At 38.0% G+C, this 23,476-nt stretch carries 24 protein-coding genes and 1 other annotated feature; of the genes, 9 read left to right on the forward strand and 15 right to left on the reverse strand.

The features are described from left to right. Positions 1 to 50: 50 nt before the first annotated feature. Positions 51 to 1,907 carry a monovalent cation:proton antiporter family protein gene (locus ACFVSW_RS03530; protein ID WP_387312238.1) on the reverse strand — a complete coding sequence of 619 codons (1,857 nt, stop codon included), beginning with the start codon at positions 1,905 to 1,907 and terminating at the stop codon, positions 51 to 53. Between the two features lie 86 nt (positions 1,908 to 1,993). Here ACFVSW_RS03530 and prpE point away from each other — a divergent pair, with 86 nt between their 5' ends. After that, a complete protein-coding gene (gene prpE, locus ACFVSW_RS03535; RefSeq protein ID WP_387312241.1) occupies positions 1,994 to 2,734 on the forward strand; it encodes a bis(5'-nucleosyl)-tetraphosphatase PrpE in 741 nt (246 codons plus the stop codon). Positions 2,735 to 3,032: 298 nt separating this feature from the next. On the opposite strand, the gene ACFVSW_RS03540 is transcribed toward prpE, so the two are convergent. The 4 genes from ACFVSW_RS03540 to ACFVSW_RS03555 are packed head-to-tail and all read right to left on the reverse strand — an operon-like array spanning position 3,033 to position 5,815. Then, complete coding sequence (locus ACFVSW_RS03540) at positions 3,033 to 3,941, reverse strand: RluA family pseudouridine synthase (protein WP_387312243.1); 909 nt, start codon at positions 3,939 to 3,941, stop codon at positions 3,033 to 3,035. 14 nt (positions 3,942 to 3,955) lie between these two features. Further along, the gene (locus tag ACFVSW_RS03545) at positions 3,956 to 4,750 is read right to left on the reverse strand and encodes an NAD kinase (protein WP_387312245.1); all 795 of its coding nucleotides are present in this window, start codon (positions 4,748 to 4,750) and stop codon (positions 3,956 to 3,958) included. 48 nt (positions 4,751 to 4,798) lie between these two features. Then, positions 4,799 to 5,437 carry a GTP diphosphokinase gene (yjbM, locus tag ACFVSW_RS03550; protein WP_387312249.1) on the reverse strand — a complete coding sequence of 213 codons (639 nt, stop codon included), beginning with the start codon at positions 5,435 to 5,437 and terminating at the stop codon, positions 4,799 to 4,801. A gap of 18 nt (positions 5,438 to 5,455) precedes the next feature. Continuing rightward, complete coding sequence (locus tag ACFVSW_RS03555; RefSeq protein WP_387312252.1) at positions 5,456 to 5,815, reverse strand: UPF0738 family protein; 360 nt, start codon at positions 5,813 to 5,815, stop codon at positions 5,456 to 5,458. Positions 5,816 to 5,934: 119 nt separating this feature from the next. Between ACFVSW_RS03555 and ACFVSW_RS03560 the strand changes: the two genes are divergently transcribed. The 5 genes from ACFVSW_RS03560 (at position 5,935) to ACFVSW_RS03580 (ending at position 8,609) form a co-directional block, all read left to right on the forward strand. After that, positions 5,935 to 6,531: a CYTH domain-containing protein gene (locus ACFVSW_RS03560; RefSeq protein ID WP_387312255.1), complete on the forward strand. Its 597-nt coding sequence runs from the start codon at positions 5,935 to 5,937 to the stop codon at positions 6,529 to 6,531. A 180-nt stretch (positions 6,532 to 6,711) separates the two neighbouring features. Then, positions 6,712 to 7,122: a globin domain-containing protein gene (locus ACFVSW_RS03565; protein WP_387312257.1), complete on the forward strand. Its 411-nt coding sequence runs from the start codon at positions 6,712 to 6,714 to the stop codon at positions 7,120 to 7,122. After that, positions 7,106 to 7,978, forward strand: coding sequence for a ClpXP adapter SpxH family protein (locus ACFVSW_RS03570; protein ID WP_387312259.1), 873 nt, complete (start codon positions 7,106 to 7,108; stop codon positions 7,976 to 7,978). Before ACFVSW_RS03565 ends, ACFVSW_RS03570 begins: the two co-directional genes overlap by 17 nt. Next, complete coding sequence (locus tag ACFVSW_RS03575; protein WP_387312262.1) at positions 7,971 to 8,192, forward strand: hypothetical protein; 222 nt, start codon at positions 7,971 to 7,973, stop codon at positions 8,190 to 8,192. Before ACFVSW_RS03570 ends, ACFVSW_RS03575 begins: the two co-directional genes overlap by 8 nt. Positions 8,193 to 8,435: 243 nt before the next feature. Further along, positions 8,436 to 8,609 carry a hypothetical protein gene (locus ACFVSW_RS03580; protein ID WP_387312264.1) on the forward strand — a complete coding sequence of 58 codons (174 nt, stop codon included), beginning with the start codon at positions 8,436 to 8,438 and terminating at the stop codon, positions 8,607 to 8,609. Positions 8,610 to 8,650: 41 nt separating this feature from the next. On the opposite strand, the gene pepF is transcribed toward ACFVSW_RS03580, so the two are convergent. The 5 genes from pepF to spxA form a co-directional block, all read right to left on the reverse strand. After that, the gene (pepF, locus tag ACFVSW_RS03585) at positions 8,651 to 10,471 is read right to left on the reverse strand and encodes an oligoendopeptidase F (protein WP_387312266.1); all 1,821 of its coding nucleotides are present in this window, start codon (positions 10,469 to 10,471) and stop codon (positions 8,651 to 8,653) included. Positions 10,472 to 10,588: 117 nt separating this feature from the next. After that, positions 10,589 to 11,785 (reverse strand): competence protein CoiA, encoded by a 1,197-nt coding sequence (locus ACFVSW_RS03590; protein WP_387312268.1) that lies wholly within the window; start codon positions 11,783 to 11,785, stop codon positions 10,589 to 10,591. 102 nt (positions 11,786 to 11,887) lie between these two features. After that, positions 11,888 to 13,399: a cardiolipin synthase gene (cls, locus tag ACFVSW_RS03595; protein ID WP_387312711.1), complete on the reverse strand. Its 1,512-nt coding sequence runs from the start codon at positions 13,397 to 13,399 to the stop codon at positions 11,888 to 11,890. Positions 13,400 to 13,557: 158 nt separating this feature from the next. Further along, a complete protein-coding gene (gene mecA, locus ACFVSW_RS03600) occupies positions 13,558 to 14,229 on the reverse strand; it encodes an adaptor protein MecA (protein ID WP_387312270.1) in 672 nt (223 codons plus the stop codon). Between the two features lie 263 nt (positions 14,230 to 14,492). Then, a complete protein-coding gene (gene spxA, locus ACFVSW_RS03605; RefSeq protein WP_387312272.1) occupies positions 14,493 to 14,888 on the reverse strand; it encodes a transcriptional regulator SpxA in 396 nt (131 codons plus the stop codon). Positions 14,889 to 15,472: 584 nt separating this feature from the next. On the opposite strand from spxA, the gene ACFVSW_RS03610 reads away from it, so the two are divergent. Further along, positions 15,473 to 15,658: a hypothetical protein gene (locus ACFVSW_RS03610; RefSeq protein ID WP_387312274.1), complete on the forward strand. Its 186-nt coding sequence runs from the start codon at positions 15,473 to 15,475 to the stop codon at positions 15,656 to 15,658. Between the two features lie 39 nt (positions 15,659 to 15,697). Here the strand turns inward: ACFVSW_RS03610 and ACFVSW_RS03615 are convergent, their stop codons facing one another. The 5 genes from ACFVSW_RS03615 to ACFVSW_RS03635 all read right to left on the reverse strand — a co-directional run bounded on the left by ACFVSW_RS03615 (position 15,698) and on the right by ACFVSW_RS03635 (position 21,529). Further along, the gene (locus ACFVSW_RS03615; protein ID WP_387312277.1) at positions 15,698 to 16,636 is read right to left on the reverse strand and encodes an ABC transporter ATP-binding protein; all 939 of its coding nucleotides are present in this window, start codon (positions 16,634 to 16,636) and stop codon (positions 15,698 to 15,700) included. Continuing rightward, positions 16,637 to 17,740, reverse strand: a complete 1,104-nt coding sequence (locus ACFVSW_RS03620; RefSeq protein WP_387312279.1) for an ABC transporter ATP-binding protein — start codon at positions 17,738 to 17,740, stop codon at positions 16,637 to 16,639. It abuts the gene before it with no gap. A gap of 17 nt (positions 17,741 to 17,757) precedes the next feature. Then, the gene (gene opp3C / locus ACFVSW_RS03625) at positions 17,758 to 18,786 is read right to left on the reverse strand and encodes an oligopeptide ABC transporter permease (protein WP_387312281.1); all 1,029 of its coding nucleotides are present in this window, start codon (positions 18,784 to 18,786) and stop codon (positions 17,758 to 17,760) included. Further along, positions 18,783 to 19,715, reverse strand: a complete 933-nt coding sequence (gene opp3b / locus ACFVSW_RS03630) for an oligopeptide ABC transporter permease (protein ID WP_387312283.1) — start codon at positions 19,713 to 19,715, stop codon at positions 18,783 to 18,785. Before opp3b ends, opp3C begins: the two co-directional genes overlap by 4 nt. 113 nt (positions 19,716 to 19,828) lie before the next feature. Beyond that, on the reverse strand, positions 19,829 to 21,529 hold the full coding sequence (locus tag ACFVSW_RS03635) for a peptide ABC transporter substrate-binding protein (protein WP_387312285.1): 1,701 nt from the start codon (positions 21,527 to 21,529) through the stop codon (positions 19,829 to 19,831). Between the two features lie 222 nt (positions 21,530 to 21,751). On the opposite strand from ACFVSW_RS03635, the gene ACFVSW_RS03640 reads away from it, so the two are divergent. Next, positions 21,752 to 22,108 carry a DUF3899 domain-containing protein gene (locus tag ACFVSW_RS03640; protein WP_387312288.1) on the forward strand — a complete coding sequence of 119 codons (357 nt, stop codon included), beginning with the start codon at positions 21,752 to 21,754 and terminating at the stop codon, positions 22,106 to 22,108. Between the two features lie 55 nt (positions 22,109 to 22,163). Continuing rightward, positions 22,164 to 22,418, forward strand: a binding site (T-box leader). A 53-nt stretch (positions 22,419 to 22,471) separates the two neighbouring features. Next, positions 22,472 to 23,461 carry a tryptophan--tRNA ligase gene (trpS, locus tag ACFVSW_RS03645; protein ID WP_387312291.1) on the forward strand — a complete coding sequence of 330 codons (990 nt, stop codon included), beginning with the start codon at positions 22,472 to 22,474 and terminating at the stop codon, positions 23,459 to 23,461. Positions 23,462 to 23,476 lie beyond the last annotated feature (15 nt).

The raw sequence follows: 23,476 nt of genomic DNA on the forward strand, positions 1-23,476 counted from the left end.
TACACTAATTCATAAAAAATGAAAAGGGCGGCGCATATAATAAAAATTTATCAGCTTTCACAAAATTCCAGCTCTCTTTTAAGTTCATCCACATACTCCTTTGTACCCGTAACAATCAGGCGATCATGCAGCTGAAGCTCGGTATCCCCATGTGGTACGATGGAATCCTTGTCTCTAAATATCCGCACAAAAATAATATCGCCAGTAAAAGGAAATTTACGTAACGTCATTCCATCAAATTGCCTGTTCATCATGACAATTTCATAAAGCCCTGTCTCTTGGTTTGTGAGGATGTTTATGACGGCAGGCGATTCAATTAACGCACGGAGCAGCATCTTCGTTGACATAAAGGAAGAAAACACTTCGATTTGATGTTCTCGTAAGCGCTGCTCTATATCTGGGCTTTCAATTCGGGCAATTACCCTTGGAACCCCATTTTCTTTCGCTTTTATCGATAGTGCCGCATTCTGCTCCTCATCACCTGTTGAAATGACAACAATCTCAGATTGGTAAACCTTAGTTTTCATAATCGTATCAACTGAATAATCCGGAATTTCAACAATTTCAAAAAGCGAGTCTGCAATTTGCATCTCTGATTTATCCATTTGCAGATGGTAAAGAACCGGATCATATAGACCGGATTTCAATTCACGGGACAATGAAAGGGTAACAAGATTGGCACCTAAGAAAGCCACCGGCAGCTTTTTATTCGCAGCCATTTCTTTCGGAAACAACCTTTTAAATAAAATCGGCGTAAAAATAGAGGTGATAACGGCAACCAATATTAATGTCCCCTTCATCTGTTCCGATATAACCCCGATTCTCTCACCAATTGTTGCAGCGGCAATCACTAGTGAAAGGGTTGAAGTTAACAGGAATCCCGATGCAAAAACTGTTTTATTATCGTACCAAATTTTTAAAAGATACACAGGCACAATCTTTGATAAGAGAAGCCCAATCAATAAGAGTGGAATTAATAATAAAAGCTTTTTTTCACTAAAAAGTGACCAGACATCAAGATTCACCCCGACCATCACGAAAAATATTGGAATCAAAAAACCATAGCCAAAGGAGTCAAGCTTGTGGACAAGTTCCTGATTCGGCGATAATAACGAAACGAGGACTCCCGCTAGAAAGGCTCCGAGGATATTTTCAGCCCCGAGGGTTTCTGACAATCCAACCAAAACAATGATGAGTGTAAACACTGCTCGGGTTCCAATTTGTACTGTGCCTGTTGATAACGTCTCAATAAAAGTCCGGTTTTTGAATCTTTTTCCGACAAAATAAAGCACAATACCAGCAGCAAACAAAATTAATAGCAGCCATGTATTCCCATGCTTCGGTTCATTTAGCGAGACAAAGACCGCCATTAAGATCATCGTCACTAAGTCAGCGATAACAGCAATCAATAAAATGATTTGCCCTATGACAGTTTTCATTAGCTGGGCTTCTTTCAGGGTGGGCACAACAACACCGAGTGAAATCGTCGAGATAATAAGGGTCATTAAGAAGGCATTATCAATAAAGCCAGCGATGACAAACAGGCAGGATAAACCTAATGAAAAAATAAAAATTCCTGCAAAGATGATGGTTGCAACGGTAAATGAATTAGGCTCCATTTTTCCATTTGAAAGCTGCTGCCGCTTTTTCCCTCCCGTAAAGGCAGTGAAATCAATCTCTAGACCGCTTAAAAACATAAGGAAGATAAAGCCGAGGGTCGAGAGTGTTGAAAGCCACATATCTTGATGAACGACGTCAAAGCCGCTTTTGCCAATAATAAGGCCGATAATAATTTCGGCAACGACAACTGGTATAATATTTAATTTTAACCGATGGAGGATAATCGGGGTTAAAAATGCCATTGTGACAACAATTAATAAAGAAATAACTGATAAATGCTGTTCCATTTTCGATTCCACCTCTCTAAACTAGGGATTCTGTTTATAAAATCTGTCTTTTTCGCAAAAAATAAAGATAAAGGGGGCTTCATCCTATGAAGATTGATATTATCGGCGATGTCCATGGATGCTTCACCGAATTTAAGGAGCTCACGTTAGAACTGGGCTATAGTTGGACGCAAGGAGTTCCAACCCATCCAGGCGGCAGAATGCTCGGTTTTGTTGGCGATTTAACTGACCGCGGACCAGAATCGATTAAGGTTATCGAGTTGGTTTGGCAGCTTGTAATACAGGATAAAACTGCTTTCTATACGCCAGGCAATCACTGTAATAAGTTATACCGTTTCTTCTTAGGAAACAAGGTCCAAATTGCTCACGGGCTTGAAACAACAGTTGCAGAATATGAATCATTATATAAAAAAGAACAGCAATCCATTCGCAAAAAATTTATCGAGCTTTATGAAAAAGGGCCTCTTTATTTAGAATTAGACAAACAAAAGCTGGTTATTGCACACGCAGGAATTAAACAGGAATTTATCGGGCAAACCCATGGTAAGGTCAAGGAGTTTGTTCTTTACGGTGATATAACGGGTGAAAAGCATCCAGACGGTTCTCCGGTCAGACGGGATTGGGCCAAGGAGTATCACGGTGATGCCTGTATTGTATACGGACATACCCCCGTTAAGGAGCCCCGAATCATCAACAATACTTATAACATTGATACCGGCGCTGTTTTCGGCGGCAAGCTGACCGCATTAAGGTACCCGGAAATGGACTTGGTTTCTGTTGTGTCTACTATGCCATATACCGAGGAAAAATTTAAACAATTTGACTGAAAAAAACGTGGGAATTTGGAGTCTAATTTCAGGTTTCGGTGCCATTAAGACATAAAATGCGGTGATTACCACATATTTTTGAACGTTTACGACGATTTTGAGACTACTTACTACACATTTTTCCGAACTTACGACATTGACTGGATATTATTTAGAAATCATCATGAACTTCTGATACTTACTACATATTTTTGAGCACTCACGACGTATTTACGGTTACTTACAACACATTTTTCAAACCTTACGACATTTGTTGGATATTATTTGGAAATTTTCCAAATAAAAAAAGGCTGACCCTTTATAAAAGCGGGTCAGTCTCTAATATTTCGCTCATATCCGATGGGAGCGGTGCCGTAAAGGTTATTTCCTCTCCCGAAAATGGGTGCGAAAATTGGATTTTTTTACAATGGAGGGCTTGCCTATTCATTAATGATACATCGCCGCCATACAAATCATCACCAAGCAGCGGGTGCCCTATGTAAGACATATGTACCCTTATTTGATGGGTCCGTCCCGTTTCGAGTTTCAGCTCAGTATATGTAAATAGACGATGCCTCGCAATCACCCGATAATGGGTGCAGGCATATTGACCGTCGCTGCGAACTTCCCTCTCTATAATACTTTCCTGTTTACGTCCAATCGGCTCACGAACAGTACCGAAGTCCTGCGAAATCACCCCACCGGCAAAAGCCTCATACGTCCGCTTAACTAACCCCCCTTGCTGCATCATACTAAACAAATGATGCACATGGCGATGCTTAGCAATCAACACAACCCCAGAAGTATCCCTGTCAAGCCGGGTGACGATATGCGGCGCTGCCTGAAGACCAATGCGCTGATAATAGCCGACAAGTGCATTTGCTAAGCTGCCTTCAGGATGTTCACGTGAGGGAATCGTATTCATACCAGAAGGCTTGTTAACAACAAGCAAGTAGTCATCTTCAAACAAAATCTTTAACGGAATATCTTCACCGCCAACCCCCTCACTCGGGTACTCGACAGGAAAAACAACTGTTAATACATCTCCGACTGCGAGCTTATAACGAACATTTACGTCTTCACCATTTACTTGGATACGGCCACCCTTAAACTTAATATCCGTTAAGGCCGTTCGTGAGATTTCTTCACTTTTTAAGAATTCCTTTATCAGCTTTCCGGCATCCCCCTGTGCTATAACCCAATTCATTTGAAAACGAGAAGTCATCATAGAGCCCCCTTCTCTCAATCCGAAATAAACGAATCATGAACCCTTTTCCAGAAAGGAAACGGCCGGAACCGGGCAAAACGAATTTTTTCTTCAGGCACCCTGAATTGAATCGATTTTACATCTTTGTGCAGCAGTGTTAGGTGATCGACTGTAATCTGAAAATCGGTGCGGTTCACAGGCTTTAACATACATGTGTGATGCGCTGGCAGGATGAGCGGCGAACCCACTGTTCGAAAAACTTTGTTATTGATTGACGCCATTTCAGCTACTTGAATGGCAGAAATGGATGGATGGATAATCGCGCCGCCAAGCGCTTTGTTATAAGCTGTACTTCCAGAAGGAGTTGAAACGCAAAGGCCATCCCCACGAAATCGTTCGAAATGCTGACCGCGGATTTCTACATCCATGACGAGCGTCCCCTCGACACTTTTTACTGTAGATTCGTTTAAGGCTAAATATCTCGATTCCTTTCCGGCATGCGAGTAACGAATGATAACTTCAAGCAGCGGGTATTCCACAACCTGAAACGGAGTTTTGGCAATCGCAATTACAAGCTTCTCAATTTCATCGGGGGTCCAATCAGCATAAAACCCAAGATGCCCCGTATGAATTCCGACGAAGGCAGTTTTACTTAAACGGCTTTTGTAGCGGTGAAAGGCGTAAAGAAGTGTCCCATCACCGCCAATGGATACAACGATATCCGGCTGGTCCTCATCGTACTTCAGATCAAAATCAAGTAAATAGGTCCTCATTTTGTGCATCAAAATATTTGATTTCTGATCCCCTTTTGATGTAATCGCAAATTTCATAGGTTTATACTCCTTGTACTTTAATACTTGTTAAAGAGCGTCAAGTCATTAGTTCTTCTCTTCCTGCTTAAATTCCTTTTTTCTTGTAAAAAAAGCCTGTGCTTCTTGGATTTCACCGCGAATCAATGACATTTCCTCGTCAAGCCGAAAGGAAGCTTCAGCGGCTCTTTGCAGCCTCATTTTAATATCGTTGGGAAAGATTCCTTTGTACTTATAGTTTAGCGAATGCTCAATCGTCGCCCAAAAATTCATCGACAGCGTCCTGATTTGAATCTCGGCAAGAATCTTTTTTTCCCCGTGGATTGTTTGAACCGGATAGCAAATGACTATATGGTACGACCGGTATCCGCTTGACTTTTTATGGGAAATATAATCTCTATCCTCAACAATTTCAAAGTCATTACGATTCCTTAATAACTCAACCACCGTATGTATATCATCGACAAACTGACACATAATCCGCATTCCCGCAATATCCTGCATTTCCGCTTCCAAATTCTCGAGCGGAATTCCTTTTTGATTGGCTTTATCGAGAATGCTTGCTATAGGTTTTACCCGTCCGGTAACAAACTCTATAGGAGAATGAGTTGAATCGAGATCAAATTGCCCCCTCATCCCCTTTAATTTTATTTTCAGCTCTGCTACAGCCTGTTTATAGGGTGCTAAAAATAGGTCCCAATGCTTCATGAATCCACCTCTTTATCTCTAGAAAATAGCCTCTACTTTTGTGACCATTTCTTTTCCATAGTTACTATTCCCGCCAATATTGCTAATGACATATTCTAATTCCTCATGGAAATGTAAAAGTTCTAATTGTTGGTCCTTAAAGTTGATCCACACCGGTAACTTTTGCTCTTGAGCGGACTTTAAGAAAGACCAGATTTGTTCGGGTAAATCAATATATGTATAATCTTCTTTATCCTCCATTAAGTAAATAAATGAGTATTGCTTAGAGTCGACAAGGATTTGTTCTGCAGGAACTAACCCGCTGATGGGTTCATTTGCTTCTAACAATAGTCTATTTTCTGTTATGCTTGCCTTTAGGATTGTTATTCTTTTCTTCATTTTCATACCTCCATCTTCACCTTTTTATTTTAGCATAATTCACCCATTTCCCCCAAGGATAGGAGTATGAGTTGAAGATGAGATAATAAAATAATCATTTTCTGAAAGGAAGACATGCAATGTCGCAAAATATTGAGATTGAATTTAAGAATATGCTTACAAAAGAGGAATATGAAAGGTTTCTCTTGGAATTCAATATAGATAAAAGACAAATTTTCAGTCAAGAAAACCACTACTTTGATACTCCTGATTTCACCTTAAAAGAGCTAGGCTCTGCACTAAGAATCCGCAAAAAACTGCAGTCATATGAGATGACCCTAAAGCAGCCGGCAGCGGTTGGTATTCTTGAAACGAATCAGACGTTAAGCTATGAAGAGGCAGAACAAGCAATCCATTCTGGGAAGCTTCCTGCTGGATTAATCCAAAACCTATTAAAAAAAGAAAATGTTCTTTTTTCTACCATCGAGTATTTTGGCTCTTTATCAACAAACAGGGTGGAATTGGCATATAAGAATGGATTACTAGTACTCGATCAAAGTTTCTATCTGAATAAGGAAGACTTTGAATTAGAGTATGAGGTGGAAAACTATCAAGAAGGAAAGCATGTTTTTCTAGAGCTTCTTAATCAATTTCAGATTCCGGAGCGAAAAACAGACAACAAAATCCGCCGCTTTTATCATCAAAAATATAAACAGCAGAATCTAATGGATATTTAACAATTCAAGGAAGTGCTCTCAACTGCCAATTTCCTCCTGTTTTTACTAAGAAACGACAACTTTGTATACATTAAGACTGTATTCATGTGATTAAACCTCTATTTTAAGGCAATTAATTTGAGATATGAAAGGGTCATTGTTAAAATAAGAACAACGAAAGACATTTAAGGAGTTGTCAACATGATTGAGAAAAAGCTTACACCATTTGAGGTCATTGGTGAAGATAAATTAAACCGGCTTGTGGATACCTTTTATGGCCTTGTTGCACAACATCCTGATCTTGCTCCAATTTTTCCAAATCAATTCACAGAAATTGCCCGAAAACAAAAGCAATTTTTGACTCAATATTTAGGTGGTCCGCCCATTTATACAGAAGAGCATGGTCATCCAATGATGCGTGCGCGCCATTTGCCCTTCCCTGTTACACCAACACGTTCGAAAGCCTGGTTATCCTGCATGAAACAAGCAATGGACAAGGTTGAACTGGAAGGTCCGATACGAGAGGAATTTTTCTCACGACTGTACCTTACGGCGCAACATATGATTAATACTCCAGATGGCGGCGAGTTGTCAGGTGAAAATCGTGAATAATTTTACATTACATGGCTCTAAGTGCAGCAGCATTGATAAAAAACCCATTGAAATTTACATGTTTATTGATCCTTTATGCCCTGAATGTTGGGCACTTGAACCCATTCTAAAAAAACTAAAAATTGAATATGGACAGTATTTTTCCATTAAAAATGTTTTAAGCGGACGGCTGGCCAATTTAAATTTGAGTAAAAAGAAAAACTATGAGAATATCGCTCAAGTCTGGGAGAAAATAGCAAGCAAATCAGGAATGTCATGCGATGGGAGTCTTTGGTTAGAGAATCCGGTGGATACTCCATCTACCGTTTCAATTGCGCTTAAAGCAGCTGAATTACAGGGGAGACGTGCTGGGCTTCGTTTTCTTCGGAATATTCAAGAGATGTTATTTTTAGAAAAGCAGAACATTTCTAATCTAGAGGTGTTAAAGGATTGTGCCGGCCGTTCCGGATTGGATGTTGAAGAATTTATGATTGATATTCATTCTGAAAGTGCTGCAAAAGCATTCCAATGTGATTTGAAAATAACAGCGGAAATGGAAGTAATCGAAATTCCAACATTGGTATTTTTTAATGAAAATGCCGAGGATGAAGGCATCAAAATTACCGGGAGCTATCCCTATGAGGTCTATGTACAAATTTTAGAGGAAATGCTTCCAAAGAAACCGATAAAATCGCCGCCGCCTCCATTAGAAGCATTTATGAAGTTTTTTAAATTTGTCGCCTCAAAGGAAATTGCCGTTGTTTATAATATGCCCATTGCGCAAATTGAACGGGAAATGAAAAAACTCCTTTTAAAACAGGTCGTGGAACAGATCCCCGCTAAATACGGAACATTTTGGAGGTATATTGATGAATAGGCAAATCGCTGGAATAAAAATATTCTGGTCATTTGTCTATTTTCTTCCTGCTAGCTACCGTCAGCCTTCATTCCGTAAAAACGAAAATGCCTTGCAGCTTATAAGCTGCAAGGCATTTTTCTATTTATACGAACAAAGGGGATGGGAGAAATTTTTCACGGTCAAACAAAAGGGGTATATGTTTGTTGTGATTAACTTCACATATATAATATAGCATGCCTTTCAAGACATGACAATAGTTTGTGCTTAATTTCACATAATTGTCATAAAGTTAAACTTCCATCAGCGGAGGTATTTTCCACTGATGGTTAGTTGAACCAATCGGACTTTAACGTGCAGTAAGAACCCATATTTAAAAATGGGTTCTTACTGCACGTTAATGCGGGGAAAAATCATAATTTCATGAATGGGACAATAAACATAAAAGTAAGTAACCTTGAAAAGGTGGAGTTTTACTATGGGCAAATTACCACTTATCAGCATGATTGTCTTCATCCTGATTGCTTTTTTTCTACATATCCTAGCTTTGATGAAGATTTTCCCGTTATTATTAAGTACGCCAATTCTGTTTATTTCAATTTTACTCTTTATCTTTTATCTAAATAATCGAAAACGATTTAAAGGGTTTTAAAAAGGATGGCTTCGTAAAAGAAACCATCCTTTTTGCTGCGCTTAAGATAATAGTTGTTCTAATTCATTCAGTTTTTCTTCAAATACCTTACAAGCATTCTTAACAGGGTCTGCACTCGTCATGTCGACGCCTGCTTTCTTTAGCACTTCAATTGGATAGTCAGAGCTTCCTGCGCTTAAGAACTCCTCAATATAACGTTTTACTGCTGGCTCTCCTTCTTCTAAAATCTGCTTGCTTAACGCAGTTGCGGCACTGAAGCCGGTAGAGTACTGGTACACATAATAATTGTAATAAAAATGCGGAATTCTCGCCCACTCTAAGCCGATTTCCTCATCGATTACAATATCCTCTTCACCAAAATACTTCTTATTCAATTCATAATAGGCCTCTGTTAAAGCATCAGCGGTTAATGCCTCATTATTTTGAGCTTTTTGATGAATTAAATGCTCAAACTCCGCAAACATCGTCTGCCTGAACACCGTCCCTCTAAACCCTTCTAAATAGTGATTAAGGAGGTAGATACGTTTCTGTTCATCATCAATCGTTTTTAATAAATAATCATTTAGCAATGCCTCATTACAGGTCGAAGCCACTTCAGCAACAAAAATCGAGTAGTTTCCATACGGATATGGCTGTGATTTCCGTGTATAATAGCTATGCACAGAGTGACCGAATTCGTGGGCCAAGGTAAATAAATTATTCACGTTATCCTGCCAGTTCATTAGAATATACGGATGTGTTCCATATGCGCCAGAAGAGTATGCGCCGCTCCGCTTCCCTTTATTCTCATGAACATCGACCCAGCGATTATCAAAGCCCTCTTTTAGGATTTTTGCATATTCCTCACCTAACGGGGCCAGCCCTTTAATGACTAAATCCTTTGCTTCCTCAAATTTAATTTCCATTTTCACATCTTTTACAAGCGGCGTGTACAAATCATACATATGAAGCTCATCAAGACCCAGCACTTTCTTTCGAAGCTTCACATAGCGGTGTAATAAAGGAAGATTTTCTGTGACAGTATTGACCAGGTTATCATACACACTCTCTGGAATATTGTTGGCAGAAAGGGCTGCATGCCTTGCTGAATCATACTTTCTTACTCTTGCATTAAAATTATCCTTTTTCACATTGCCGCTTAATGTGCTTGAGAATGTATTCTTAAAAGCGCCGTATGTTTTATAGACTGCCTTAAAGGCATCCCGTCGTACTCGCTGGTCACCGCTTTCCAAGAAACGGCTATATCGACCGTGAGTAACTTCAACCTCTTCCCCGTTTTCATCTTTAATAGTTGGGAACTCCAAATCAGCATTATTTAGCATTCCGAATGTATTGCTGGAAGCATCCATTACTTCGCTTGCTTCCGCTAATAAAGATTCCTGCTCAGCTGTCAGCACATGCGGCCTTTGCAAATTAATTTCTTCGATGGCGTGTTCATATAGCTTTAATTCTTGCTTTTCATTTAAAAAGCTCGTGACCCTGCTTTCATCAATCGATAGAATTTCCGGAACAATAAAGGCCAATTGGCTGGCTGCTTGCGAATACAAATTCTTCATCCTGTCATCTAAGCCTTGGTAAAAAGAGTTCGTTGTATCCTGGTCGTAGCGCATATGAGAATATGTATAAAGCTTTCCAATTCGCTCCAACAGTTGATCCTGGAACTGAAGAGCTCTATAAAGTGTCTCCGCACTTTCTCCTAACTTCCCTTCAAACTCTTTAATGCCGGGAATCTGTTTTTTTACCTCTTGGAATTCTTTTTCCCAATCCTTATCAGTCGCAAAAATGTCCTCTAGTTTCCATGTGTCATCCACTGAAATCTCACTTCTAGCTGGCAGAGACTTTACAGCTGTTTCATTTGTCATCATTCTTCCTCCATTCAAATTCGGATTGCGGGTAGACCCCTATATAAGTATATTCTCCTAAATGTTCTAATTTCCTTTTAAAAATATGCTATCCTCCATATTATGCCCCGTTTTTATTTATTTTCCTGAGAGTATTAGCTGGTTTTTTTGATAAAAAAGGATTTTAGCCTCTTCCTTCTCTCGATTAGACCTTGGAATGATAATTTTCTGCTGCAATTGAAAATGATTTTCTCCAATCCGGCTTAAAATTCCCAATCGTACTAGGTGTTGTAAATATTCAATTAAGGCAATTAAAGGATTGATTTCTTCTAACTGAGGTAATTTTCGCAGAATAATATCTTTCCTATTCAGTCTTTTTTTTAAGTGAGCTTTAATTTCCTGAAGCGTAATCAAATCGTTGGGGTTTTTGCTGGCTAAAACATCAAGAAATAAATACGTTTGCCAAATCATCGGAGCAGTATGGATGGATATCGAGTGAGGTACTGGAAGGCCAATTTCTGGCGGCAATAAGAACAGATTAAGATTTTTGTTATATATCTCTTGAAGAAATGGTTGTTGTGCTTTCCCAGGGTGCAGGGTCAAATTCAAATTAAATTTTTCTATTTCTCTATTCCAGCTTGATAGACTATGCTGTTGTTTTCTACTTGGCTCCAATAAACCATCAAGTTTCAAATCATTGGGAAGATAGAAGGAAAAGTGTGCGAATACGTTTTTTATCGAGTAGGAAGTAATCGGTTCTACCAATTGAAATAGATGTTTTTCGGGGCAGTATGAAGGAATATAAAGATAACCGGTAGAAGTACTTCGCAAAAAGAAATAATGAAAGTTAGATAATGCAGTGATATTTCTCTTTTTTGTATGGATATGGCTGCTAGAAATAATCCATAACGGAATATAATCTTTCTCAAGATACCTTTGGGTTCTTTTGATAAAAACCTTTTCCGGTAACGTGGAGCACTGATACTCTAAGGCATATTTCTTACCCTTATGCTCGAACATAATGTCCGGTCGCTGCTGAATTTCCTTATCATAATACTCTAGAACTGATGGGGTTTTTTGCTGGATTAGCCATTGATACAGCTGTTTTTTCCCTTCCATATGGTACTGCGATTCATTTTCATAAAAATCGCGGCATTGTCCTCCCTGCTTATGGGCAAAGTGAAAAATCCGCTGGTCGCCCAATTTAAGCGATACTCCTTCTCCGCAAATTGGACAAATAAATTCTTCTTTGCTTCGCAGATTCAAAAGAGTATCCTTTTTGTAATCAAACCCAAGACAAATCCTTTTTCCAGATTTAGTTTGTGCGCTTAACATTTCATTCTCTCCACCTTTCAAGATTAATAATTCGACAAATTTCTTTGTAATCCTTTATAAAAAAAAAGAAAACTCGTCATTATTTCGACGAATTCCCTCTTTTTATAATAGTGGCGAAAGTAACCGCGCTGTTGATTCTAGTAGTCTTAGTCCCAAATGCCGTTTTTGAAAGGTTGAAAATTCTAATTGTTTGGTAAATTTAAGATCATTTAAATATTCCACGACTAGCTTCTCTGTACTTTTTGTCCGGAACAAGAACGCATTTACTTCGAAATTTAAATGAAAGCTTCTCATATCCATGTTCGAGGTTCCAATCGAGGCAAGTTCTTCATCAACAATGACAATCTTGCTATGCATAAAGCCTCGCTCATATTCGTACACCTTTACCCCTGCTTCTAAAAGTTCAGGAAAATAAGATCTCGATGCATGAAAAACAATTCGTTTATCAGGACGGTTCGGTACGAGCAGCCTGACATCAATTCCGCTTAGGGCAGCGACTTTAATCGCCGAAAAAATATCTTCATCAGGTATAAAATACGGAGAGGCAATCCAAACTGATTTTTTTGCAGAACCAATCATCGAGAAAAAAATATTTTTAATGACGCTCCATTCAGTATCAGGCCCTCCGGCAATGAGCTGCACACCACCATGACTTTTGTGATCAATTTGCGGTGATAAATATTCAGCTGTTAAAAAACTATGGTTCGTCATATAATACCAATCTTGCAAAAAAATAAGCTGCAGTGTCCGAACAGCTTCTCCTTTAAGCATTAAATGGGTATCACGCCAAAAGCCTATTGCCTTGTCTCTTCCTAAATATTCATCACCGATGTTTAATCCGCCCACAAAACCAACTGTTCCATCAATCACAATAATTTTTCGATGATTCCGGAAATTAAATTTATTATTTAAAAAGGGCAATTTTACTGGACCAAAGGGAACTGTTTCTATGCCCGCATTTTTCAACTCATGAATATACCTCTTTGAAAGCTGCCATGAACCGACGGCATCAAATAGAAAGCGGACCTTAACCCCTTGATTTGCCTTTTCTATGAGTATATCCTTGATTTCCCGACCAATATGATCATGCCGGACAATATAATATTCAAGGTGAATATGGTGCCTTGCCCTTTTTAATTGTTCAATAATATGCTGAAACGTTTCATCACCATTGGACAATACTTTTGTAGCTGTATCAAAAGAAATCGGACTGTTCCCTAGTTTTTGCGCAAGGTTAAATAATTTCCCCTGGTGTTCCCCCATTAAGCTTAGCTTTTCCTCATTCCTTGGATCATCTTCCCCTTCAACCGTTAGAAATGCCTGTTTATCTAGAAAATATTTCTTTCTAAACATCTTCTCTTTCCGGTAATTGCGTCCAAAAAGAAGATAAAAAATAAAGCCAACAAGGGGAAAACTCCCTAACACCACTAACCAAGTAATAGTTTGGGTAGGATGGCGGTTTTCAAGGAAAATGACAAATCCAATAAATATGACTGACAGTGAAATTAACACGCTTAAGAAACCAAAAATCCCACTTTCCAATCGACCCTTAAAGAAAAACAATAGTACGGATAATACCACTAAAAATATGACAACCCTTACTGTGTTTTTCAGAATACTCACCTGCCAGAACATCATTTGTATAGAAAACTCGCCGACTGGCTTGCCGTTAGGCAAAGACAGAGGCGTAGTTGCACTTAATGCCTAATAGGAAAGTTATACTTTCCTATCGGCCAAAAAATACCGATTTCAATTTGAAATCGGTACTGTTATCAGCTAAAATGCTTTCGTAACTCTGCAAAAACATTTTCTGAAATTATTTCTTTACCATATTCTTGGATTCGATGAATCGTCAGCTGTGTCTCATAGCCGTATTCGAGTAAGACGCTTAAAATATCATCAATTTCGTCTTCCTCAAATAAATCCTCGGGAAATTCAGTATATAAATAGTACTTTCCTTCAAAGTGATAGAGCATTGTCACTAAATCATCTAATCCTGTGCGATGTGATAAGCTGATGACATCTTCAAAATCCTTAAAGACAAGAAGAAATTCCAATGTTTCTTCCTCAAGCAAAATATCCTCTTCATCAGAATGATTTGGATTAAAATGCTGATCCAAGAGCTCTTCAATTTTTTCATCAACAGGAATGTCTTTTATATTATCATTTGGAATAGGGAGCTCAAACTTTTGTCCATCCTTTGAAAGCTGTGCTTTCGTCACCAGGACCTCTAACCCTTTATCAAGAGCTTGGACTTGAATCCATAGTGGACCTTCAACGACAAATTCTTCATCACCGTGAACTTCATCCATCATTTCCCAGAAAAGTTCTTCACTGCGCTCGCGATTGTACCAAATTTCTTCGCGGTCAAAGCCTCTTTCTTCTATATCACCATAGGAAATATAGAATTTAACTGTATTTTCATTAATGCGTTCGATCTCCATCATTACCTCTCCCTTCCATTTTCCATATTGAAGGGACTAAATACCCCCAGCAGATCATGCCATTAAAAAAGTAAATATTCCTGTACTTTCATTTTATGACAAAAGTACTAATAAGGGAAATAAAAAAACCAAAAATCAAAAAATCCATTATAATGCCTATTTCATATAAAATAGACGATTTCATTTATTGTAGCAAAATGTATCTGAAACCTCAAACATTGGGCTCAATAAACAAAAAAGGCCTTCGTAAGAAGGCCTTTTTATTAGTTTACCATTCGTTGTGCTTCACGCAATTGGAACGTTCTAACTCTTCTTGGTAAGAACCTTCTAATCTCATCTTCATTGTAACCGACCTGCAATCGTTTCTCATCGATAATAATTGGTCGGCGCAGCAGACCTGGGTTCTCTTTAATCAGTCCAAATAAATCTTGAAGCGGCATTGCATCTAAGTTCACATCTAACTTTTGAAATGTTTTGGATCTCGTAGAAATTATTTCATCAGTACCATCTTCGGTCATTCGAAGAATTTCTTTTATCTCATCCATTGATAATGGTTCAGAAAAAATATTTCTTTCAGTGTATGGGATTTCATGCTCTTCCAACCATGATTTAGCTTTTCTGCATGATGTACAACTTGGTGAAGTGTATAATGTTACCATCCGTATTTCACACTCCTCATTTATTTACGATTCATTTTAATAATACCCTATATAGTAAAGTTAAAACTCTTTAAAGTGGAAATATTACATATACCTAATTAAAATAATTATAAATAAGTAATTTATATTATTAATTATACACCACTGTTCCTAATAAAGGTATCCTTTTTTCAAAAATAATTAACCGGACAAAAATTAAACCCAAATAACCTGATACATTATATTAGACGAATAATTCCCTTAAAAGTTTCAAAATTATACAAAACAAATCGAATTTTTTCATACCTTTTAATATTTCTTATTAGAATGTTCGGCTCCTTTCGTGCATTTTTTGAGGGTCGTTCAAAAATGCTAGTAATAAAGCCCCTCTAATCAAATTATAATGAGCCAACCTTACTATTTTATTAAGTTTGATTCTCAATTAACATTTCAAAATGAAAACGCATTCATTTAACAACTAAATTTAATATTGATTAATTACTTTCCTCTTTCAATAACTGGCAAGTTCTTATAAACTATATAGTAGGGGATATTTAATATGGCATATGAATATTCTGATAAGCTTATAATGGAGGGGTTTTAGCATGGGTGCTTACATAACAGATTTAACCATTGTTGCTTTATTAATCGTTGGGATTACAGCCTTAATGGGTGTTATAACAAACAGTTTTGGTGAAAAAGTATTCGGTGGCAAACATCGCAGTGAATTTGTCGATGAGAGTGCTAAATACCAGACTGGTTGGAAAACTGTCGGCGGGAAACGTAAATAATAAAAAAACGATCTCAAAAATTTGAGATCGTTTTTTCTATTATTTAGATTGTGCTTGATATTGCTTAAATTCCTTTTCAGAACAAAGTACGAAATGACCAGGAGTTACTTCTCTAAATTCAACTGGTTCATTGTCCCCGTAGTTATGACTCGCTGGATCATAGGATTTACGTTTGCGTGTCCGTTCACTGATCGGATCAGGAGCTGGAATCGCCGATAAGAGTGATTGCGTATATGGGTGGAGTGGATTTCGATAAAGATCATCCGCAGATGCCAATTCAACCATTCTGCCGAAATACATTACACCAATTCGATCACTAATATATTTAACCATTGAAAGGTCATGTGCAATGAAAAGATACGTTAACCCTTTATCTTTTTGCAGCTTTTTCATTAAGTTAACAACCTGAGCTTGAATCGAAACATCCAGGGCAGAAATCGGTTCATCCGCAATGATAAATTCAGGCTCAACAGCTAATGCACGGGCAATCCCAATCCGCTGACGCTGACCGCCGCTAAATTCATGCGGGTAGCGGTTAGCATGTTCTTTGTTCAATCCAACGGTTTCCAAAAGCTCATAAACTCTTTCCATCCGTTCTTGCTTTGATTTTGCCAGGCCATGAATGTCAATGCCCTCGGCAATAACATCGGCAATTTTTAATCTTGGATTAAGAGAAGCGTATGGGTCTTGGAAAATCATTTGCATTTTCCGGTTAAAAGCTTTTAACTGCTTTTTTGATTTATTGCCATGGACGTTTATTCCATCATACAGAACCTCGCCGCCAGTAGCATCATACAAACGGATGATTGTACGGCCTGTTGTCGACTTCCCACAGCCTGACTCACCCACTAGCCCCATGACTTCACCTTGATAAATATCGAAGGAAACGTCATCGACTGCTTTAACTTCGTTAGGTCTTCCTTCATTAAAATATTGCTTTAAATTTTTTATTTCTAGTAACTTTTTTCTTTCAGCCATTTATTTCCCCTCCTTTTTTCCAGGGAATTGACTATTTCCTTTATTTAATCCAACAGCCCCAGAGTTTACACCGGTCATCTCTAAGAATTGACTTTGACGTCTCTTAACTGCATCAGGCGGATCAACTGGCGGTGCATCCGGATGTAATAACCATGTAGCTGCATAATGCGTTTCAGACACTTTAAAGAACGGTGGTTCTTGCTCTAAATCAATTTTCATGACAAATGGATTACGTGGTGCAAACGCATCGCCCTTTGGAGGGTCCAACAAATCAGGCGGTGTTCCTGGAATCGAGAATAATTCCTCTTCTTCTGTATCCATATCTGGCATAGAGCTAATTAATCCCCATGTGTATGGATGCTTTGGATTATAGAAAATTTCATCAGCCGTTCCAATTTCAACAATTCTACCGCCATACATTACGGCGACACGATCAGCTACATTGGCTACGACACCAAGGTCATGAGTGATGAAAATAATCGATGTATCAATTTTCTTTTGCAGGTCCTTCATTAATTCAAGGATTTGCGCTTGAATCGTCACGTCAAGTGCCGTTGTCGGCTCATCAGCGATTAGAATTTTCGGATTGCATGCCAAGGCAATGGCAATGACAACCCTTTGTCTCATCCCCCCGGAAAACTGATGCGGATATTGGTTGATCCGAATCTCCGGTTTTGGAATTCCCACAAGCTTTAATAAGTCAAGTGCTCTTTCCTTTGCATCATGTCTACTCATGTTTTGATGCTTAATTAATGGTTCGGTAATCTGACTGCCAATTTTCATGGTTGGATTAAGCGATGTCATCGGATCTTGAAAGATCATGGAAATATCATGACCCCTAATTTTTTGCATTTCTCTATCTTTTAATTTCGTTAAATCTTTTCCGTTAAAAAGGATTTCCCCGCTTTTTATTTCCGAATTGTGCTCTGGAAGTAAGCGCATAATTGATTTAGTTGTTACGGATTTACCGGAGCCTGATTCACCAACAATCGCTAACGTTTCCCCTTTATACAAATCAAAGTTAACGCCGCGGATCGCTTTTACTTCACCGGAAAACGTATGGAACGAAATATTTAAATCTTTTACTTGTAAAACTTTCTCCACTACCATTCACCTGCCTTTTAATCTCGCATTTTTGGATCTAATGCATCTCGTAATCCGTCAGCTACTAAGTTGAAGCATACCATAATTAGCCCTATCATAACGGAAGGAATAATCATTTGATATGGAAAAGCAATCATCGATACAAACCCATCATTAACCAATGTTCCTAACGATGCGTGCGGATCTTGAAGACCTAACCCAATAAAACTTAAAAATGCTTCGAAGAAAATGGCACTCGGAATTGAAAACATCGTATTTATGATAATAACCCCAAACATGTTTGGAATCATATGTTTGAAAATAATCGATGTATCCGATGCCCCTAATGTTTTTGCCGCCAAGACAAATTCCTGGCCTTTAAATTTTAATACTTGCCCACGGACAACACGCGCCATGCTTGTCCAACCAGTAATGGACAGGGCTATGATAATCGGCATTATCCCCGGCTTTAAGACTATGATCATTAATACAACAACAATCAAGTTCGGAATACCGACAATAACCTCGATAATCCGCTGCATGATACTATCTGTTCTACCGCCTAAATAACCAGAAATAGCTCCATATGATACCCCTATCAGCATATCAATCAAGGCCGCCATAAAAGCAATAAATAATGAAACCTGTGTACCTTTCCAAGTCCGTGCGAAAAGGTCCCGTCCTAAGTTATCGGTTCCAAACCAATAATACGCATCAATTTTGCGCACTTCATAAGCGTTATATACAGCACCATCTCTTCTGGTTAATGTACCGTCAAAAGGGAGCCAGTGAACATCCTCTAAACCTTGGATCCTTGGCGGCAGGTTATTGTGTTTCGTATTTTGGAAATCGTAAGCATACGGTGTTAGTAACGGACCGACAAATGCCATAATAATGAGAATAACGAGTATCACCATACTAATGACTGCAGCCTTATTTTTCCGCACCCTAAACCAAGAATCCTGCCAGAAATTCAAACTTGGCTTTGCAATTTTTTCACTTTTTGATGGATCAACATGGGCGGGTGCAAACATATCCTTAGAAATGGTATTTTCTTTGTTAATCATTTTGCTTTCCCCCCCGAAATACGAATACGTGGGTCGATAATTCCATAAAGAATATCAACAACTAAAATAATGACTACGAATAAAGTTGCAAATAAAAGATTAGTTCCCATAATGACTGGATAATCATTGGTTCCGATTGATTTAACAAACTGCTCTCCAAGTCCCGGAATCCCAAAAATCTTCTCAATAACTAGTGAACCTGTCATTAAGCTCACAGCCAATGGTCCCATGACCGTAACTACAGGAATTAATGCATTTCTTAATGCGTGCTTAACGCTAATTTGCCAAAAGCTTGCACCCTTTGCTTTTGCCAAAGTAATATAATCAGACCCCAAGACATCAATCATTTCTGTTCGCATAAAACGAGCCGCAATTGATATTGGGAACATTGCTAAGGCAATCGTAGGAAGGATAGTGTATTCTGGTCCTTTCCACAACATAACAGGTAACCATCCTAATTTAACAGAAATGTAATATTGCAGCAATCCTGCAAAAATAAAGGAAGGAATTGATTTACCAATTACAGCAATAAAAGTAGAGCCATAGTCTATCCAAGTATTTTGCTTAAGCGCGGCAATGGTACCCAAAAAGATACCAGCTATTGCACCCAAAACCATTGCCTGTAAACCTAAAAGTGCCGAAGGTCCAATTCGATTTCCAAGCAGTTCCGTTACAGGGGTATTATTGAATTGAAAGGAGACTCCCAAATCACCCATTACCAGATTTTTCATATAATTAAAATATTGAACAGGCAATGGGTCCTTTAATCCATACTTTTCCAATAGAAGGTTCTGTTGGACTACTGAGAGTTTTTGGAAAGTATTAAATGGACTTCCTGGAATTAGCTTCATGAGGAAAAAAGTAATCGATGCAACTATGAACAGCGTAATAATCATATAGATAAATCGTTGCAATAAGTATTTCGCCATGCCTACACCTCCTAATTGGTTTAATTTTCGACATTTTTCGACAATTCCGATACAGGTAAAAAGAGAGTATATTTTTTTTAATATACTCTCTTCCTATTTGATTAGTATAGCTACTATTTAAGGATTTTAATCCACTGGTAACTATAATCTGGACCAAATGCATGGTGAGCAAAGCCTTCAACCTTTTGATTGATTAAAAGGTTCACTGAACGTTGATACACTGGAACAATTGCTGCATCATCTTCGATTAAGATTTTTTCAGCGTCTTGAAGAGCTTTCCAGCGTTCTTGTTCTTTCGCAGATAAATCTGTTTGCGCAGCTTTAACTAGCTTGTCATATTCAGCACTGCTGTAATCCATTTTATTGTGATCCCCGCCAGTAAGCATTAAATCCATAAATGTCATTGGGTCAGCATAGTCAGGTCCCCAACCAGTGAATAATAAATCGTAATCCATTTTTTGTTCACGGTCAATACGGATTTTGAATGGTACAGGTTGAATCGTAAGCTTTAAGCCAGGAAGATTCGTTTCTAACTGATTTTTGATAAATGAATCAGAAACTTTAGACGTTTCAGTATCGCCGCCTACATAGTTAAGAGCTAGTTCTTTAACGCCTAACTCAGATAAACCTTTTTCCCAAAGTTTTTTAGCTTCTTCTTTATTCATCGTTAGGTATGGGTTTGTACCTTCGCGGAAATCTTTACCATCAAGGAAAGCAAATCCTTTTGGTACTAGGAAATCAGCAGCAATAGATCCGTTAGCTAATACATCATCAACTAAAGCTTGTTTATCAATCGATAAAGCAATTGCTTTACGGATATTAATGTTTTTCAATGCTTTATTCTTTTCGTTCATTTTAATCCAGAAAAGAGATGGTTCTTGATAACGGATTAGATCTTTTGATCCTTCAAATTGTTGAATAATCGCAGCTTGTGCAAGCTTTGGTGTAATATCAACTTCGCCCGCAGTAAATGCGTTCGCAGATGCTTGTGGATCTTTAGATACGTTAAAGTTGATTTTTGTTAAAGTTACATCTTTAGCACTGTGATAAGTTTCGTTTTTCTCTAAAACCCATTCAGTTGCTGTAGGGCCTTGCCATTTTGTCATCTTAAATGGACCATTGGAAAGTAAGTGTTCAGCATCTTTAGCATAATCAGCGCCTTGTGCTTCAACAAACTTTTGGTTTTGTGGATAGAACACTTGGAATGTAATAAAAGATTCAATGTACGGAATTGCTCTTTCTAAAGTGATTTTTAAAGTATAGTCATCTTCAGCTTTAATTCCAAGATCTTCTACTTTTGCTTTTCCTTCAGCGATTGCATCAGCGTTTTTAATTTTACCGCCCATGAAATATGGACCGTATTCAGATTTTGTTTCAGGGTTGATTGCACGCTGCCAAGCATATACATAGTCTTTAGCAGTTACAGGATCACCATTAGACCATTTTGCATCTTTTCTTAATTTAACAGTTAGTTCAGTTTTGTCAGCATTGTATTCTGGCATTGCTTCAGCGCCTGCAGGTACTACCTTTTGATCTGGGTCTAAACGGTACATACCTTCGTTTACAGCGTTCAACGTTGTGAAACTCATAACGTCAGTTCCTAATACGCTGTCCATTGTAGGAATTTCAGCAGATTCAAAAACATTAAGTTCTTGTTTATCAGCTAATTTGCTTTCCTCAGTAACAGGCTTATCTTTGCCTTCATTTTTACCAGTGTCTGTGCCTTGGTTCTTAGCTCCGCCTGAACATGCTGCTAGGAACATGCTAAGAACTAGTGATAGTACTAAAAGTAGTGAAAGTTTTGATTTCTTCACTTGTAGACCTCCCTTTTCTATTATTCTGAAAAATTACTACATTCCCTATTATACATATTTTTTAGAAATTGTACATTACTTTTTCAAATTTAATTTACAGAAAAGATACAATTCTTACGTTATCATTACATTTGCCTGTGATATAATTTAGACTTATACAGATTTTTGGGTATAATATATATAAGGTAATCCTTAATCCATCAATGTTTTGGAGGTTTTTTTGTGAAAATTGTGTTCAAGAGAAGATTATTGGTGGCAACGCTTACACAAGTTGCCATTTTAATCATATCTTTTATCTTTTATCGTAACATTTCGCTAATTAGCTATATCAATATATCTTTTTACTTTACGGCAGTTTTTCTATTATTAGCGTTATTAATCTATACCATTCAAAGTGGGTTCTATGATGTATTCTCTCGGTCCTTAAATCTTGCCTTTTCAAGAGGAAAGGATAAAAGGAGATTCGATGAAGTCCCAGGATTATCTCAACTTATAACGGTAAATCAAAAGCCGCTTTTGTTTTATGGTTTAGTCAATGGATTACTTATGATGGTTGCCCTCCTTGCTTATTATTTCTAACCGACTTGAAATTAAATATGCAATTCATATATAATGTGAATAATCCAAATAAAGTTATAAAGCAATGATAAAGAGTAGTACGTATTCTTATTCGATTCAGAGAGTTTGTGGCTGGTGAAAACAAACGCGAAAAAATACGGAATGGACTTTTGAGCTTCTTTCTGAACCTTTTATCAAAAGGATTGAAATAGTAGGAGTAGACGTTTCCTTGCGTTAAAAGGATTCCAGAATGTCTAAACAGACATTCATGGAGCTGAGTGACTCCTATGCGAGTAATTTAGGGTGGTACCGCGAACCATTCGTCCCTAGCAATTTTATGGGGACGAATGGTTTTTTTTATTTTTATTTAGGAGGAAATTTGCAATGAAAACGATTTTTTCAGGTATTCAGCCGAGTGGTACGATTACGCTTGGCAACTATATTGGGGCCTTAAAGCAGTTTGTCGATCTGCAAAACGAATATAATTGCTTTTTTTGTATAGTAGACCAGCATGCGATTACTGTTCCGCAAGACCCCGCGACGCTTCGTAAAAACATTAGAAGTTTAGCTGCCTTGTATCTTGCAGTTGGTTTAGATCCAGAAAAGGCTACCCTTTTTATTCAATCAGAAGTTCCAGCACATGCTCAGGCCGGATGGTTGATGCAATGTGTTTCCTATATCGGGGAATTAGAAAGAATGACCCAGTTTAAAGATAAATCTACAGGAAAAGATGCGGTTCAGGCTAGTCTTCTAACTTATCCGCCACTAATGGCTGCGGATATTCTATTGTATAACACTGACCTAGTACCCGTCGGTGAAGATCAGAAACAACATATGGAATTGACAAGGGACTTAGCAGAGAGATTTAACAAGAAGTATAATGACATTCTTACCGTTCCTGAAATCAGTATTCCTAAGGTTGGAGCACGGATTATGTCACTTCAGGAACCGACGAAAAAAATGAGTAAATCCGACCCGAATAAAAAGGGCTTTATTACGCTATTAGATGAGCCTAATCAAATCGTCAAAAAAATTAAGGCTGCAGTTACTGATTCAGAGGGAATTGTTAAATTTGATAAAGAAAATAAACCAGGTGTTTCTAATCTGCTGTCAATCTACTCCATATTGGCTGGAAAGTCGATTGCCGATTTAGAGGAAATGTATGCAGGTAAAGGATATGGTGATTTTAAAGGTGATTTAGCTGAAGTGGTTGTAGACTTCTTTAAGCCAATTCAAGACAAATACTATAGTTTAATGGAATCAAGTGAACTTGACGACATTTTGGACCGAGGTGCAGAAAAAGCAAACATGGTGGCAAGAAAGACCCTTAAGAAAATGGAAAATGCAATGGGACTTGGGCGCAAGAGACGTTAAGAGTATTCTAAAAAA

The organism is Neobacillus sp. NPDC058068 (assembly GCF_042885335.1).
Classification (GTDB): domain Bacteria; phylum Bacillota; class Bacilli; order Bacillales; family Cytobacillaceae; genus Neobacillus.

Excerpts from the sequence above, each read along its gene's own strand:
- ACFVSW_RS03530 (WP_387312238.1), bottom strand. The coding sequence starts at position 1,907 with ATGGAACAGCATTTATCAGTTATTTCTTTATTAATTGTTGTCACAATG.
- prpE (WP_387312241.1), top strand. The coding sequence starts at position 1,994 with ATGAAGATTGATATTATCGGCGATGTCCATGGATGCTTCACCGAATTT.
- ACFVSW_RS03540 (WP_387312243.1), bottom strand. The coding sequence starts at position 3,941 with ATGATGACTTCTCGTTTTCAAATGAATTGGGTTATAGCACAGGGGGAT.
- ACFVSW_RS03545 (WP_387312245.1), bottom strand. The coding sequence starts at position 4,750 with ATGAAATTTGCGATTACATCAAAAGGGGATCAGAAATCAAATATTTTG.
- yjbM (WP_387312249.1), bottom strand. The coding sequence starts at position 5,437 with ATGAAGCATTGGGACCTATTTTTAGCACCCTATAAACAGGCTGTAGCA.
- ACFVSW_RS03555 (WP_387312252.1), bottom strand. The coding sequence starts at position 5,815 with ATGAAGAAAAGAATAACAATCCTAAAGGCAAGCATAACAGAAAATAGA.
- ACFVSW_RS03560 (WP_387312255.1), top strand. The coding sequence starts at position 5,935 with ATGTCGCAAAATATTGAGATTGAATTTAAGAATATGCTTACAAAAGAG.
- ACFVSW_RS03565 (WP_387312257.1), top strand. The coding sequence starts at position 6,712 with ATGATTGAGAAAAAGCTTACACCATTTGAGGTCATTGGTGAAGATAAA.
- ACFVSW_RS03575 (WP_387312262.1), top strand. The coding sequence starts at position 7,971 with ATGAATAGGCAAATCGCTGGAATAAAAATATTCTGGTCATTTGTCTAT.
- ACFVSW_RS03580 (WP_387312264.1), top strand. The coding sequence starts at position 8,436 with ATGGGCAAATTACCACTTATCAGCATGATTGTCTTCATCCTGATTGCT.
- pepF (WP_387312266.1), bottom strand. The coding sequence starts at position 10,471 with ATGACAAATGAAACAGCTGTAAAGTCTCTGCCAGCTAGAAGTGAGATT.
- ACFVSW_RS03590 (WP_387312268.1), bottom strand. The coding sequence starts at position 11,785 with ATGTTAAGCGCACAAACTAAATCTGGAAAAAGGATTTGTCTTGGGTTT.
- mecA (WP_387312270.1), bottom strand. The coding sequence starts at position 14,229 with ATGGAGATCGAACGCATTAATGAAAATACAGTTAAATTCTATATTTCC.
- spxA (WP_387312272.1), bottom strand. The coding sequence starts at position 14,888 with ATGGTAACATTATACACTTCACCAAGTTGTACATCATGCAGAAAAGCT.
- ACFVSW_RS03610 (WP_387312274.1), top strand. The coding sequence starts at position 15,473 with ATGGGTGCTTACATAACAGATTTAACCATTGTTGCTTTATTAATCGTT.
- ACFVSW_RS03615 (WP_387312277.1), bottom strand. The coding sequence starts at position 16,636 with ATGGCTGAAAGAAAAAAGTTACTAGAAATAAAAAATTTAAAGCAATAT.
- opp3C (WP_387312281.1), bottom strand. The coding sequence starts at position 18,786 with ATGATTAACAAAGAAAATACCATTTCTAAGGATATGTTTGCACCCGCC.
- opp3b (WP_387312283.1), bottom strand. The coding sequence starts at position 19,715 with ATGGCGAAATACTTATTGCAACGATTTATCTATATGATTATTACGCTG.
- trpS (WP_387312291.1), top strand. The coding sequence starts at position 22,472 with ATGAAAACGATTTTTTCAGGTATTCAGCCGAGTGGTACGATTACGCTT.